The organism is Sorangium sp. So ce119 (assembly GCF_051524405.1).
Taxonomy (GTDB): domain Bacteria; phylum Myxococcota_A; class Polyangia; order Polyangiales; family Polyangiaceae; genus Sorangium; species Sorangium cellulosum_G.
Window position 1 is genome coordinate 1,598,336 of sequence record NZ_CP150310.1, and the last position, 14,182, is coordinate 1,612,517.

Genomic DNA, 14,182 nt, shown 5'->3' on the forward strand with positions numbered 1-14,182 from the left:
CGCGCGCTGGAGCTCGGAAGCTCAGAAGAGCACCGTGAGGCCGCGCGGGCCGAGCGCGGCGCGCGGCGGGGCCTTCCCGGCCGGCGCGCCGGCGGGGTGGCGATCGAGGAGCAGCACGAGCACGCCGGCGCCGGCCGCGAGGATGCCCGCGCCCGCGACGAGGTCGCCCGCGAGCGCCTGGGCGCGCGCGGCGTCGGCCGCGTCCCCGTCGCGCGTCGGCGCGTCCGACGCGCTCGCGACCCCGAGCAGCCCGATGGCCACGCCGGCAGCGACGGTGGTCAGACCGCCGGCGAGCAGCGCGATCGGCACGACGCGGCTCGTCGCGGCGTCGGGCGCGGCGCTCGAGGCGGCGCCGCCGAGCGGCGCGCTCGCCTTCGACGCCCGCGGCCCCGCGGACGCCGACGCGGCCTCGCGCTCCAGGCTCAGCACGACGACGACGCGGCTCCCCGGCGCCGCGAAGAGGCTGCGGCGCGCCTCGCGGTAGCCCGGCGCGCTCACGGCGACCGTGTGGCTCCCCGGGTTGAGCGGCCGGGGTCGATCGAGCGCCGCCGCGGGCACGACGCCGCCGTCGATCTTGACCTCGAGGCCCGCGACGTCGGCTGGGGACAGCCTGAGGTCCAGCGCCGCGACCTGGCGCTCGAGGTCCTGCGCCGCCTGCCGCGCGAGCGGCTCGTACTCCTTCGTCGCCGGCGCGGACGGCTCGAGCAGGAAGGCGCGGAAGCTCTCCAGCGCCTCGACGAGCTGCCCCGTCTGCTGCTGCGCCACCCCGAGGCTGTAGAGCGTGATCGGCGCGCGCTTGATGGCGAGGGAGCGCTCGTACCGCTCCCGCGCCTGCTCCCAGCGGCCCTGCCGCGCGAGCTCGGAGCCCTCGATGAAGATCTCGCGCGCGATCGCGACGTCCGCCGCGCTCTGCGCGGCGGCCGGCGCCGGCGCGGAGAGGACCCCCGCCGCCGCGACGAGGAGGGCGAGGGCGCCCGCGAGCGCGCGGCGATGTCGACGCGGCGTCACGGCCTGAACCGCTCCCCGTCGGGCGTGAGCCCGGGCCCGTTCAGCCCGGACCAGAGGATGAGCTCCGTCCCCGTCCAGACCCCCACGCCGTAGCTGTGCGTCCGGTCGGCGGACGGCATGTTCGCGGCCCACCCGCTCAGCGGGTCGTACAGCTTCCCGTCTCTCCTGGACATCGAGCCGTTCCACCCGCCCGCGATGAGCGCGCGCGTCCCGGTCCAGCCGGTCCAGCCGGTGAGCCGCTCGACGCGGCCGCGCTCGGAGGGCTGCCCCGCCTCCGTGATCCGGCTCCACGCGCCGGTCGCCGGATCGTAGCTCGCGCCGTCGTCGAGGGCGGCGCCGCGCTCGCCCACGCCGCCCCAGACGAGGAGCTGGTTGCCCATCCACACAGCGAACGCGTCGCGCCGCGCGCTCGGCGCGCCCGCGCCTGGCAGCGCCCGCCACGCGTCGGTCGTGGGGTTGTAGGCGTGCCCCTCGCTCGTCGGGCCGCCGCCGGCCTGCCCGCCGAACAGGTAGAGCTCCGTGCCGGACCAGGCCCACGCGACGCCGTCGCGCGCAGGGGCCGCGCCGGCGCTCGCTGTCGGCGTCCACGCGTCGGCGACCGGGTCGTAGAGCGCGCCGCCGGCCACGGGGAAGCCGCCCGCGTGCCCTCCCCAGATCAGCAGGCGCGTCCCGGTCCACACGGCGATCGGCGCCCGCCGTGGGGCGGGGGCGTCTGCGGTGCTCATCGCGCGCCAGGCGCCCGCCGCCGGGTCGTAGGCGCCGCCGGTGGACAGGCCGGACATGCTCCCGAACGAGCCGCCGCCCCACACGAGCACCCGGGAGCCGGTCCACGCCGCGGAGGCGAGCACGCGCGGCGTGGGGGCGCCGTCGCGGCCGAGCGACGACCACCTGTCGTGCGCCGGATCGTAGATCGCCCCGTCGTCCACGTCGCCGGTCGCCGTGCGGCCGCCCCACACGAAGAGCGCGCTCCCGACCCAGGTCGCGGCGGCCAGCTGCCGCGGCGCGGGCGCGCCGGTCTTCGCCATGGGCACCCACTGGGGCGTGCACGCGCCGTTCTTGCAGGTGCGCCCGCTCAGGCACGCGTTCCCGCACGCGCCGCAGTGGTCGGTCGACCCCAGGTCGACGCACGCCCCGTCGCAGGCCACGAGCCCGGTGGCGCAGGGCGGGATGCACGCGCCGCCGGAGCAGATCTCGCCGTCGCTGCAGTCGGCGCTGGTGCAGCACTGGCGGCACGCGACCAGGCTGCAGCACTGCTCGCCGGCGGCGCAGCCCGTGCTCCGGCACGCCGCGCCGCCCTCGACGCACACGTCCGTCGTGCAGCCGTCGCCGTCAGAGCAGTCCGCGTCCGAGCAGCAGGCGCGGCAGGCGTCGCCGCAGTCGTGCGGCGTGAACCCCTCGCACGCGCACGCGCCCTCGACGCACGCGGCGCCCGGCTTGCAAGCGACGCCGCAGCCGCCGCAGTGCAGCGGATCGCGGGCGATCTCGGTCTCGCAGCCCGGGGCGGCCGGGTCGCAGTCGTCGAAGCCCGCGTCGCAGGCCAGCGCGCCGCTCTCGCAGTGCTGGTGCGGCCCCGCCGCGACGCCGCACGCCCCGCAGTGGCTCGCGCTGCGCTGCGTGTCGACGCACGAGAAGCCGCACGTCGTGAGGTGCGCGGCGCACGCGACGGCGCACCTCGTCCCGTCGCAGTACGGCGTCGCCGGATCGCACGGCGCGCCGCAGGCGCCGCAGGTCATCGGGTCGGTGCTGCTGGACTCGCAGCCGGGCGCGCCGTCGCAGTCGAGGAGCCCGTCCGCGCAGGCGCAGCCGCCGGGCAGATCGCAGGTCATGCCGGCCGCGCAGGCGTCGTCGCAGCCCCTGCAGTGCGCGCTCGTGCCGAGCGGGGCCTCGCAGCCGTCGTCGGGCGAGCCGTTGCAGTCGCCGTACCCCGGCTTGCACCCGCACGCGCTCGTCTGGCACTCCATGTTGGGCCCGCAGGTGACGCCGCACGCGCCGCAGTGCTCCGGGTTCGAGGAGCCGTCGATCTCGCACCCCGTGTCGTCGCGGTCGTCGCAGTCGAGCAGCGGCGGCGCGCAGGCGCACTGGCCCGCGTCGCAGATGGCGCCCGAGGGGCACCGGAGGGAGCAGCCGCCGCAGCGCTCGGGATCGCTGGTGAGGTCGACCTCGCAGCCGTTCGTCACGATGTTCCCGTCGCAGTTGTCGAAGCCGAAGACGCACTCGGACGAGCAGTGGCCGCCAACGCAGAGCGTGTTCAGGCACGGCGCGCCGCAGGCGCCGCAGTGCGACGGGTCGTTCAGCACGTCGGTGCACGATCCGCCGCAGCACGACTCGCCGGCGTCGCAGGCGTTGCCGCAGGCGCCGCAGTGCGCCGCGTCCCCGCTCAGGTCGACGCACGCGCCGCCGCAGCAGGCGCCGGCCGGGCAGTCCGGCGCGCAACCGCCGCCGGGGCCGGCGGCCTCGGACGGCTTGTCGGACAGGGCGCTGTCCGCGAGCAGCGAGCAGGCGCCGGTGAGCACGGCGAGCGCGAGCAGCAGGGGCCAGCGCGCGCCGAGCGTGGCCTCGCCATGTCGCCTCCCGCGCGCGGAGCTCTCCTGGGCGGGCATCGACGTCAGAAGTTGGGCCGGGCCGGGACCGGCAGGGCGGCGCCAGATGTCTTCGGGCTCGTCCGCGGGGTCGCGGCGCGCCGCGCGCCGGTGGGCCGCGGAGGCGTCGCGGCCTCCTTGGCGCCGGCGTCCGCGGCGCCGCTGCCCGCCGGATCGCGGCGCGGCTCGCTGGCGGCGCGCTGCGGACCGTCGGGCTGCCGCGCGGCAGCGCGCTGCGGCGCCGCGCCCGGGGTGATGACGGGCGGCGAGGCCGCGGCCGAGGCGGGGGGCGGCGCGTCTCGCGGCGCCGTGGGTTGCGCCGCCGGCGGGGCGTCCGCGCCGCTGTCGCGCGAGGGCGCGGCGCGCTGGGAGAAGAGCGCGAGGCCGAGCGCGCCGAGCACCGCGATCGCCGCCACCGCGAGCAGCGCGACGAGCCACCGCCCGCCGTTCGGGCGCGCGACGTCCAGGCGCGCGGCGTCGAGGTGGGCGACGTCGAGGTGAGCGACGTCCCCGCTCGCGAGCGTCTCCTGGCCCACGCTGCCCCTCGGCACCCGCGTGGCCGGCCGCTCGGAGAGCGGCCGCTGCCCGCCGTCGCTCAGCCAGTGCACGGCGATCGAGGTGCCGGTCACGTCCTCCTCGACGCCTTGCTCGGTCGCCCACCGCGCGAGCGCCACGCCCATGTCGCGCATGGTCCGCCAGCGACCGGAGCGCTCCTTCGCGAGCCCGCGCGCGATGATGCTCCACAGCGCCGCGTCGCCGGCGCCGAGCTCGGTGATCGGCGTCGCGTCCTTGACGAGGATCGCCGCCACGAGGTCGTGGTAGTTGCCGCCCTGGAACGGCTTCTGGCCCGTGATCGTCTCGTAGAGCACGACGGAGAAGGCCCAGACGTCGGTCTGCCCGTCGACGTCGGTGATGCCGCGCGCCTGCTCGGGAGACATGTAGTCGGGGCTGCCGAGCACCGTGCCCGCCATGGTCACGTCGCCGCCCGCGGTCTCGCTCCACACCTTCGCGATGCCGAAGTCGACGATCTTGGGGGTGATGTCGCCGCGGTCGTTCTTCACGAGGAAGATGTTCTCGGGCTTGAGATCGCGGTGGACGATCCTGCGATCGTGCGCGGCGGCGAGGGCGCTCGCGATCGGCAGGAGGATGCGGAGCGCGGCCGTGGGCGCGAAGCGCTTCCGGCGCTCGATCGCCTCGACGAGCTGCTCTCCCCGGAGGACCTCCATCACGATGTACGGGTCGCGGTGATCGGACTCCCCGAAGTCGAGCACCCGGACGATCGACGGGTGATCGATGCGCGCGGCCGCGCGCGCCTCCTGCGCGAGGCGCAGCGTCGCCTCGGTCGAGTTGACCTCGCGGCGGATGAACTTGATCGCCACGTCGATGTGCAGGACGTCGTTGTGGGCCAGCCACACCATGCCCATGCCGCCTTCGCCGAGGACGTAGCGCAGCCGGTACTTGCCGCCGATCACGTCGCCCTCGCGGTAGATGCGCCGCGTCGACCGCGAGGGCGACGGCTCGAAGGACGGGAGCGGCGGCGACTGCAGCGACACATCGAGCGGCTCCATGTCGCTCGAGTCGGGGGCGCTCGCGCGCGGGAACGCCGCCGAAGAAGGGGAGGGGCGGCTCCCGTCCTCAGCCCGCAGGGTCGAGCCCGTCGATGGGGCGGGCGCGGAGGTTGAGCGCGGCGGCATGGAGCGAGCGTATTCTATCCGTGCTCGCTCCCTACAGCCATGGTCTCGCGCGGCCGATCGCGAGGCGGATCCGCGCGTGGTCTCAACGTACGTGGCCAGCGCAACGGCGCGCGCGGTCACCCCGACGGCGCGCGGCCTCCGCGAGCGGGCGCGTCGTGGCCCGGGGCACACACGTCGCGCAACGTGCGACGACCTCCGACGGGTCGGTGGCCGGCCTTGTGCTCCACGAGGATCCTCACGCGGGGCCCGATGCGCACCGTGAGCGGACCCCTGTGCTCATGGACGTCGCCGTCGCACACGTAATGGACCACGCCTGACCTGGCCTCGAGCACCGCGCGCCGCGCGATCTTCTCGAAGGTGTGCTCCTCGCCCATCGGCCGCGCCCGCCAGACGTCGCGCAGCTTCCTCACGAAGCCGAGCGCGGTGGTGTGGATGCCCAGCATGTGGAAGCTCTCCGGGAGCTCGTCGTAGCGGTGGAACGGACGGAACCCGAGGCCGATCTGGTCCACGGTGCCGGCGGCGACGGCGAGGTAGTCGCGGTCGGGGAACGCCGAGCCGTCCTCGAAGTGCACGCGGCCCTGCCAGCGCGCGGCGACCTGCGTGTCGGTGTTGAGGAGCACGGCGGCGCTCGCGCGGGCCAGGACCTTCGCGGCCCAGATCGCGCTCCGCTCCTCGCTGCGGTTGTACTCGGCGATGAACCCGTGGACGCAGCCGGTGCCGAAGATGAAGCCGTAGTGGGCGCCGATCTGCATCACGTGGCGCTCGATGCAGCGCAGCGGGTGGCGGCCGCGGTCGGTGTAGCGGGCGATGAGCCCGGCGAGCAGGCCGTCGGGGCGCCCGCGCGGGACGCCGACGGCGTTGGCCACGGTGTTCATCGTACCGCCGCGCAGGAAGGCGATCGGCGGCAGCGGCTCGTCCTCGTAGACGTCGAGGAAGCCGGTGATGGTGACGTGGTTCGTGCCGTCGCCGCCGGAGATGCCGAGCACGTCGATGTCGAGCTTCCGGAAGTCCTCGGCGATGCGGGCGAGGTCCTCCCGGGTGCGCGCGGTGCGGACGACGCCGTGGTCCCCGAGCGTGCGCGCGAGCCGGAACGCGGCGCGGGGATCGCTCAGGTTCTGGCGCGAGCGGGGGTTGATGATGACGCCGATGCCGCCCATCTAGCGCCGTCCTCTCGGCGTCTTCCACCGCGGGTTGATGTGGACGCGCATGACGTCCGCCATCAGGCCGAGGTGGGCGCAGTGGTCGGGCTTGTCGTCGCCCGTGTACCCGCGGACGTGGAAGTCGCCGCGGTCGTAGCGCTGGATCATGTCGAGGCCGAGCACGTCGCGCCGGGAGGAGCCCCTCGGCTTGCCCCGGAGCTGCTTCACGATGAAGTCCGCCGTCTCCGCGGTGGACGCGTAACCGGGCGGCAGGATGGAGGAGTGGCTCATGAACATGAACGCCTCGCCCGCCGCCGCGCGCCGCGCGAACGCGATGAACGGCTCGATCTGCGCGACCTTGAGCTTGCGCTGCTGCTCGTCGACGTACCCCGCGTGCAGCGAGTCGAGCAGCACCAGCGCGTCGACGCGCTTGCCGGCCGGCTGCCGCAGGATCTGCTCGACGGCGCCGTAGCCCGCGCTCCACGACGAGAGGCCGAGCTTCCGGACGTACGCCTTCTTCTTGCCGGTCTTCTTCGCCACGGCGCGCTCGATGCTGTCGAGCAGGTTCTCGAAGACGTACGGCGCCGAGAACGCGCTCGTGTAGGCGCCGGAGCCGATCCCGAGATCGATGCCGACGAGGACGGCGCCCTCGGCCGTCTTGACGAACTCCTTCCGGAGCGCCTCGTGGCCGTGGAAGTGGATGATGAGGTCGAAGCCGCCGCGCTTCGTGACCCCGCCGCGGTGCGGCATGATCATCTGCCCGATCGAGGGCGCGCGGGACCACCGGTCGTAGACGCCCCAGCCCGGGTCGGGCGTCATGCACGGGTTGATGTCGCCGCGGCGCTTCTTCGAAGGGGCGGAGCGGCTGCTCGTCGCCCCGGGCCGCTCGCGCCGCGCCGGGCTCCGCTCGGCGCGATCACCCGCGGCCGCGCCGCCCGCCGTGGAGGGCGATGCCTCCGCGCCGGCGGCGTCCGTCGCCGGCACGCGGTCAACCTGCTGAGGGCTCTCGACCTGCTGAGGGCTCTCGGCCTGGGGCTGGTCGCCCTGCGGGGGGCTCTCGGCCTGCGGGGGGCTGGCCGGCGGCGCGGCCTGCGCCGCCGGCGGAGGCTCCGGCGGCGCGCTGGCCTGCGGGGCGGCCGGGTCCTGCGCCGCTGCAGGGGGCGCGGCGAGCCACCAGGTGGCGGCGAGCAGCGGGAGGAGCGCCCAGCGCCCGAGGGGCCGGCGGGCCTGCAGAGGATGTCTCATGTCGGGTTGGCCTCCATTCCATGGAACGGCGTGTGGATCGAGCGCTCGGTGCAAGGGCGCCGCCTCCGCCCTGTCCGCCGCGGCGCTCCGCGCGAGCCAGGCGGCGCGCAGGGGGCCGGCGGCGCTCCCCCGCGCCGGCCGGCGTCACCGCGGCGGCGGCTTGCCCTGGTGGAGGGCGGCGCCCGCGTCGGCGGCGGCGAGGATGCGCTCCTCGGCCTGCGAGGCGAGCTTCTCGACCGCCGCGGCCGCGTCGGCGGGGGGCAGCGAGCGCAGGAACTGGATGAACTCCGGCTCCAGGCCGGGCTTGACCCCGCTCAGGACGAGCACGATCGGGATGGCGGGCTTCTCGACGTCGGCGAGCTCGGTGGCGCGGGCGCGCCAGCGGCTCGCCCCGAGCGCGAGGCGGAAGGCCCACTGCGCGCCGAGGCCGATGAGGAGGCCGGCCATGACGCCGGCGACGAAGAGATCGGCGTCCTTGGGGGCGAGGAGGGCGGCGGAGAGCCCGCCGATGGCCGCGCCGATCACGATGCCGGGCTCGCCGCTGTTGTGCGCGGCCGCGGTCTTCAGGATCTCCGCGGCCTGCATGCCCGGGCGCCCGCTGCGCACCGCGTCGCGCAGCGGCAGCAGGGTGGCGAGGCGGCGCATCGAGGCGGCCCGCACGCCCAGGTAGCTGATGAGCAGCGCGCAGACGGTCAGCCCGACGCCGACGCTCACGGCGACGCGCCGCGAGAAGACCCCTTGCGGCAGCGGCTCGCGGACCATCGCGGTGAGCGCGCGCTCCCGGTCGCGCTCGGCGGTCGCCTTGTACGCGGCCTCGGCGTCCTTCGTGGCCTGCGCCACCTTGTCGGCGGGGATGTCGCCGAGCAGCGACAGGAGCTGCTTCGCCGCCTCGAACTGCTCGGTCTCCGCGGCGCCGGGGGGCGTGATCGCGGCCGCCCTGGCGATGGCGTCCCAGGCGGGGATCGCGCTCACCCGCGCCCCCAGGATCGCGTCGGTCGCCTCGCGGCAGCCCGCCAGGATCTTGGCCTGCTTGTAGACCGGCTGGGCGGAGGCCCACGCGAGCTGCTTGTCGGGCTCGCTGGGCCTCGGCGGCGGCGGGTTGCGCAGCGGGCGCGTCCTCGTGGTCGTCGTCGGCGCTGCGGGCTCCCCGCCTGCGGGCGCGCGTGGCTCGAGGTTCTTGAGCGCGCCCCCGGCGCCGGGCTTCTCGGGGTCGGACATGCGCGCCGCGTCCGCGAGCTTCTTGAACACCTCGATCTCGCCGATGAGCTTCTCGCCCGCGAGGGCGCAGGCGCGCGCGGGGGCGATGCGGGCCTCGGACTCCTCCGCCTGGCGCCGGGCGCTCGGGTCGGGGATGAGCCTGCCCTCCACGGTCACGAGCTGGAGGACCGCCGCGGCGATGCACAGGACGAGGATGGCCGACGCGATGAAGGTGGCGCGGACCTCCTCGCGCCGGGTGTACTCGTTCACGCTCGCTCCCTCGGAAAGACCGGAGATGGGCAGGCCGCCTGCCAGGTCGGCGCGAGGGCGGCGCGCGCGAGCGCGGCCGCACGGCCGATCCGCCACGGAGCGCCGCGATCGGCGTCGCGGCGGTTACGGCAGGGGGACACCGAGAGAGCGCGAGCCCGTCGCATGCAGTCCACCGTTAAACCAGATGCCGGACCGATACCACAGGGTCGCTCGCGATGGAGCGCGCAGCGTCCTCGCGCCCACGTCCACGCTGCCCGGCGCGGCGGTCTGCGAGCTCTCTTTGACCACGCACGACGCACGACGCGCGCGCGTCCTGGAACTTGCTCCGCCCCCGGGCGCTTCGTGTAAGGGTGCGTGGACGCACGTAAAGGCACGTAAGAGCGCGTAAACGCGTGGAGAAGCGCGGAGAAGGCGTGGAGGCTGTCGTCACATCCCACAAGCCCGTCGAACCCGCTGTCCCGGCGCGCGCCGCGCTGCCCGAGCAGGCGGAGGCCGCGAGCCGCGGCGCTCCGGAGGCGACGCGCGGCGCGGCGGCGGCGCCCGGCGCGGCGGCGGCGCCCGGCGCGGCGGCGCGAGGAGCGAGCCGGGGGCTGTGGATCTCGTCGACCTACTTCGCCGAGGGGCTGCCCTACGCGATCGCGCACAAGGTGGCGGGGGAGTTCTTCACGGCCGCGGGGGCGAGCCTGGAGATCATCGGCCTCGTGTCGCTCTACGGGCTCCCGTGGAACCTCAAGTTCCTCTGGAGCCCGCTCGTCGACCTCCACGGCAGCTCGCGGCGCTGGCTCGTGGGGTGCGAGATCGCGCTCGCGGTGATCCTCCTCGGGCTGGCTGCGGCGGCGGACAGCGGCGCGCTCGGGCTGGTCGCGGCGCTGTTCGGCCTGGTCGCCGTCGCCGCGGCGACGCACGACATCGCGGTCGACGGCTTCTATCTGCAGGCGCTCGACAAGGACGCGCAGGCTGCCTTCTCCGGGCTGCGGGTCGGGGCCTACCGGCTCGCGCTGCTCGCGGGCGCGCTGCTGGTCGCGTTCGCGGGCTGGGCGAGCTTCGGCGCGTCCTTCGCGGTGGCCGCGGTCGGGCTCGCGCTGCTCGCGGGCGCGCACGCGGTGGCGCTGCCGCGGCCCGCTGCGGCGGCGGCCCCGCCCGGAGCGGTCGCCGCGCTGCCGGTCGACCGCGCGCCGGGCGCTGCTGCGGCGCCGGGGGCCACCGCGCCCCGCGCGGCCGGTCTGCTGCGTTACGTCGAGCCGTTCCGGGTGTTCCTGCGCCAGCCGCGGATCGCGTCGAGCCTGGCGTTCATCCTCTGCTATCGGGCCGGCGACGCGCTCATGTTCGCGATGTCGTCGCCGCTGCTCAAGAGCCTCGGCCTCGACACGGCGGCGCGGGGCAACGTGGGCGGGGTCGGGACGGTCGCCTCGATCGCCGGCTCGACGCTCGGCGGCGTGCTCATCAAGCGGTGGGGGCTGGCGCGGACGATCTTCCCGATCGCGCTCGTGCAGAGCCTGGCCATCCTGCTCTACGTGGCGCTGGCGTGGTCGCGGCCGACGCTCCCGTGGATCGTCGCGCTCGTCACGCTCGAGCAGTTCGTCGCCGGGGTCGGCACGGCGGTGCTCGTGGTGTTCCTGATGCGGCGCTGCGTGGACGGGTACAAGTCGTCGCATTTCGCGATCGGGTCGGCGCTCATGTCGGTCTCCGCGACGTTCGCCGGCAGCGTCAGCGGGTACCTGGCCGCCCGCGTGGGGTTCACCGCGTTCTTCGCGATCGCCTTCGCGGCGTCGCTGCCGGGCGTCGTTCTGTCGCGCCGGGTGCCGCGAGACTAGCGCCCTCGCTGGTCGAGCCCGCTTGCGTCCTGTCGGCCGCCGGCGCAACCCTCGCCTCCATGCAAACCCACGCGCGTCACGCGCCGCTCCCGCGCGCCGCCCGGCCGATCGTGGCGGCCGTAGCGGCGGCGCTCTCTCTCTCCGGGCCGGCCGCCACGCCCGCCGCCGCCCAGCCGCCCGCCGCTCAACCAAAGGCCGCGCCGGCGGCGGCTCCGCAGGCCCCGCCCGCCGCGCCTGCCGCCGCGCCTCCCAAGGCCGCGCCCGCATCGCCCGCATCGCCCGCCGCCGCCGCGCCGAAGGCCGCGCCCGCCGCCGCGCCGCCGCACCTCGACGTCCCCTTCACCAAGTACGCCCTCAAGAACGGCCTCACCGTGATCCTCCACGAGGACCGCTCCCTGCCGATCGTCGCCCTGAACCTCATGGTCAAGGTCGGCTCGCGGTTCGAGGAGCCGGGGCGCACCGGGTTCGCGCACCTGTTCGAGCACCTCATGTTCATGGGCACGCGCCGCGTCCCCACGAAGCAGTTCGACGCGTGGATGGAGGCCGAGGGCGGCTCGAACAACGCGTGGACGAGCGAGGACCGGACCGCGTACCACGAGTCGGCGCCGGCCCACGCGCTCGGGCTCCTGCTCTGGCTCGAGGCCGACCGGTTCTCGTCGCTCGCGGACAGCATGGACCTCGCGAAGCTCAACACGCAGCGCGACGTCGTGCGGAACGAGCGCCGCCAGACGAGCGAGAACGAGCCCTACGGCAAGGTCGACCTCGTCCTGCCCTCGCTCCTGTACCCGAAAGGACACCCCTACCACCACCCGGTGATCGGCTCGCACGAGGACCTCCAGGCCGCGACCGTCGACGATGTGAAGGCGTTCTTCCGGCGGTGGTACGTGCCGAACAACGTCTCCCTCGTGGTCGCCGGCGACTTCGATCCGCAGGAGGCGCGCGACGTCATCGAGCGGTACTTCGGCGGCATCCCGGGGCAACCCGTCCCCGCGCCGACGGCGCCCGCGCCGGTGAAGCTGAACGGGGTCGTGCGCGAGACGATCGAGGACAACGTGAACCTCCCCAAGGTCGTGATGGCCTGGCACAGCCCCGCGCGCTTCGCGCCCGGCGACGCCGAGCTCGACCTCCTCGCCACGACGCTCGAGCAGGGCAAGGCGAGCCGCCTGTACAAGGCGCTCGTCTACGACAAGGAGCTCGCGCAGGAGGTGAGCGCGACCCAGAGCTCCGGCGACCTCGGCTCGACGTTCACCGTCGAGGCGATCGCGCGGCCGGGCGTGCCGCTCGAGAAGCTCGAGGCCGCCATCGACGCCGAGCTCGCGCGGGTGCGCGACGCCAAGGTGAGCCGCGAGGAGCTCGACCGGGCCAAGAACCAGTACGAGACCGCCTTCGTGACGGCGCTCGAGTCGGTCGCCGGGCGGGCCTCGCTGCTCAACCGGTACGAGACGTGGACGGGCCAGCCCGGGTTCGTGGAGCAGGACCTGAAGCGCTACCGCGACGCGACGGCAGAGTCGATCCAGGCCCAGGCGAAGAGCACGCTCGACCCGAACGCGCGGGTGATCCTCCGCGTCGTGCCGAAGGGCAGCGACGAGACGAAGAAGGCGGTGACGAAATGAGAGCGAGGCACGCAGGTGCGATCATCGCGCTGCTCGCCGCGGCCGCCGGCTGCGGGCCGAAGGCGCCGGCGCAGCCCACAGCCCGGACCGAGGCGCCGCGCCCGACGGCGCCGGCGGCGGCCGCCCCGCAGGCGGACCCGCTCGGGCCGCGGCCGGAGCTGCCGAAGCCGAAGCCGTTCGCGCCGCCGGCGCCGGTGGTGATCGACGGGCCGAACGGCACGAAGGTGTGGCTGCTCGAGCGCCACACGCTCCCGATCGTGTCCGTGTCCGTCACCGTCGCGTCGGGCTCGGCGGACGATCCGAAGGGCGCGGCGGGGCTCGCCCACATCACGGCGAGCATGCTCGACGAGGGCGCCGGGCAGCGGAGCGCGGTCGAGCTGTCGAGCGCGATCAACGACCTCGGCGCGACGCTCTCGGTCGGGGCGCGCGCCGACGGCAGCGTCGCGACCCTCGCCGTGCTGAAGAAGAACTTCCCCAAGGCGTTCTCGATCCTGGCCGACGTTGTCGCGCGCCCGCGGTTCGAGGCGAAGGAGTGGCAGCGCGTCAGCGCGCTCTGGCAGAACGACCTCAGGAAGCGCGGCGACGACCCGACGCGCGTCTCCTCGCTGGTCTCGACGGCGGCGCTCTACGGGCCGGGGACGCCGTACGGCCACCCCGTCGAGGGCCTGCTCGCGGACGCGAAGACGATCGGGCTCCCGGCCGTGAAGGCGTTCTACAAGGCGGCGTGGCGCCCGGATCGCGCGGTGATCGCCGTGGTCGGCGACATCACCCGGGACGAGGTGATGCAGGCGATCTCGCGCGACCTCGGCGCGTGGTCCGCCAAGGGCGCGCCGGCGGCCGCGGCGGCGAAGGGCGCGGCGGCAGGCGCCGCGCCGGCGGCGAAGAGCGCCTCGCCCGGCGCGCAGCCGGGGCAGGGCGCGCCTGCCGCCGCGCCGTCGTGGAAGCCGCCGCGGCTGGTGCTCGTCGACCGCCCGGGCGCGCCGCAGTCGGTGATCGCCGTCGTGCGGGAGGGGGTCGCCGCGGGCGATCCGCGGCGGCCGTTGCTCCAGCTCGTCAACACAGCGCTCGGCGGCTCGTTCACGTCGCGCCTGAACCAGAACCTGCGCGAGGACCACGGCTGGTCCTACGGCGCGGCCTCGGCGTTCACCGAGGCGCGGCAGCAGGGCGCCTTCGTGGCCCGCGCGTCCGTGGTCGCCGAGGCGACCGGGCCCGCGCTGAAGGAGATGCTCGGCGAGCTCGCCAGGATGGCAGACTCCGGGCTGACCCGGGACGAGCTCGCCAAGGTGCAGGCGCAGGACCGCGCCGACCTCGTCTCGGCCTACGAGACCGCGAACCGCACCGCCCTCCGTTACGCGACCCTGGCGCGGCTCGGGCTGCCCGAGACGTTCGACGCCGCGGCGAGCCAGTCGCGACAGCAGGCCACGCTCGCGGGGCTCGCGGAGCTCGCGCGGGCGGTGGACCCGAAGAGCGCGACCATCGTGGTGGTGGGCCCGCAGCAGGAGATCCTGCCGCAGCTCAAGGCGATCGGCCTCGGCGAGCCGGAGGCGTGGGACGTCGAGGGGCAGCCGATCCAGGTGAAGAGGGCGCCCTGAGCGGCGCGCCCCCGCGCCGCGCGCTCCTCCT

At 75.4% G+C, this 14,182-nt stretch carries 9 protein-coding genes; 3 read left to right on the plus strand and 6 right to left on the minus strand.

The window, feature by feature from the left end; translation table 11 throughout:
* Positions 1–21: 21 nt before the first annotated feature.
* The 6 genes from WME76_RS06365 to WME76_RS06390 all read right to left on the minus strand — a co-directional run bounded on the left by WME76_RS06365 (position 22) and on the right by WME76_RS06390 (position 9,132).
* Positions 22–1,008: a hypothetical protein gene (locus WME76_RS06365; protein ID WP_437959294.1), complete on the minus strand. Its 987-nt coding sequence runs from the start codon at positions 1,006–1,008 to the stop codon at positions 22–24.
* A complete protein-coding gene (locus WME76_RS06370) occupies positions 1,005–3,608 on the minus strand; it encodes a Kelch repeat-containing protein (protein ID WP_437959295.1) in 2,604 nt (867 codons plus the stop codon). The genes WME76_RS06365 and WME76_RS06370 overlap by 4 nt, the downstream gene beginning before the upstream one ends.
* Before the next feature lie 5 nt (positions 3,609–3,613).
* Positions 3,614–5,155: a serine/threonine-protein kinase gene (locus WME76_RS06375; protein WP_437959296.1), complete on the minus strand. Its 1,542-nt coding sequence runs from the start codon at positions 5,153–5,155 to the stop codon at positions 3,614–3,616.
* Between the two features lie 242 nt (positions 5,156–5,397).
* Complete coding sequence (locus WME76_RS06380; protein ID WP_437959297.1) at positions 5,398–6,438, minus strand: diacylglycerol/lipid kinase family protein; 1,041 nt, start codon at positions 6,436–6,438, stop codon at positions 5,398–5,400.
* Positions 6,439–7,665 (minus strand): hypothetical protein, encoded by a 1,227-nt coding sequence (locus tag WME76_RS06385; RefSeq protein WP_437959298.1) that lies wholly within the window; start codon positions 7,663–7,665, stop codon positions 6,439–6,441. It lies immediately after the preceding gene.
* A gap of 144 nt (positions 7,666–7,809) precedes the next feature.
* Positions 7,810–9,132: a hypothetical protein gene (locus WME76_RS06390; RefSeq protein ID WP_437959299.1), complete on the minus strand. Its 1,323-nt coding sequence runs from the start codon at positions 9,130–9,132 to the stop codon at positions 7,810–7,812.
* Positions 9,133–9,545: 413 nt separating this feature from the next.
* On the opposite strand from WME76_RS06390, the gene WME76_RS06395 reads away from it, so the two are divergent.
* The 3 genes from WME76_RS06395 to WME76_RS06405 are packed head-to-tail and all read left to right on the plus strand — an operon-like array spanning position 9,546 to position 14,151.
* Positions 9,546–10,946 carry an MFS transporter gene (locus WME76_RS06395; protein ID WP_437959300.1) on the plus strand — a complete coding sequence of 467 codons (1,401 nt, stop codon included), beginning with the start codon at positions 9,546–9,548 and terminating at the stop codon, positions 10,944–10,946.
* 59 nt (positions 10,947–11,005) lie between these two features.
* A complete protein-coding gene (locus WME76_RS06400; protein ID WP_437959301.1) occupies positions 11,006–12,559 on the plus strand; it encodes a M16 family metallopeptidase in 1,554 nt (517 codons plus the stop codon).
* Entirely contained in the window at positions 12,556–14,151 is a 1,596-nt protein-coding gene (locus WME76_RS06405) for a M16 family metallopeptidase (RefSeq protein WP_437959302.1), read from the plus strand. The genes WME76_RS06400 and WME76_RS06405 overlap by 4 nt, the downstream gene beginning before the upstream one ends.
* Positions 14,152–14,182: the final 31 nt, after the last annotated feature.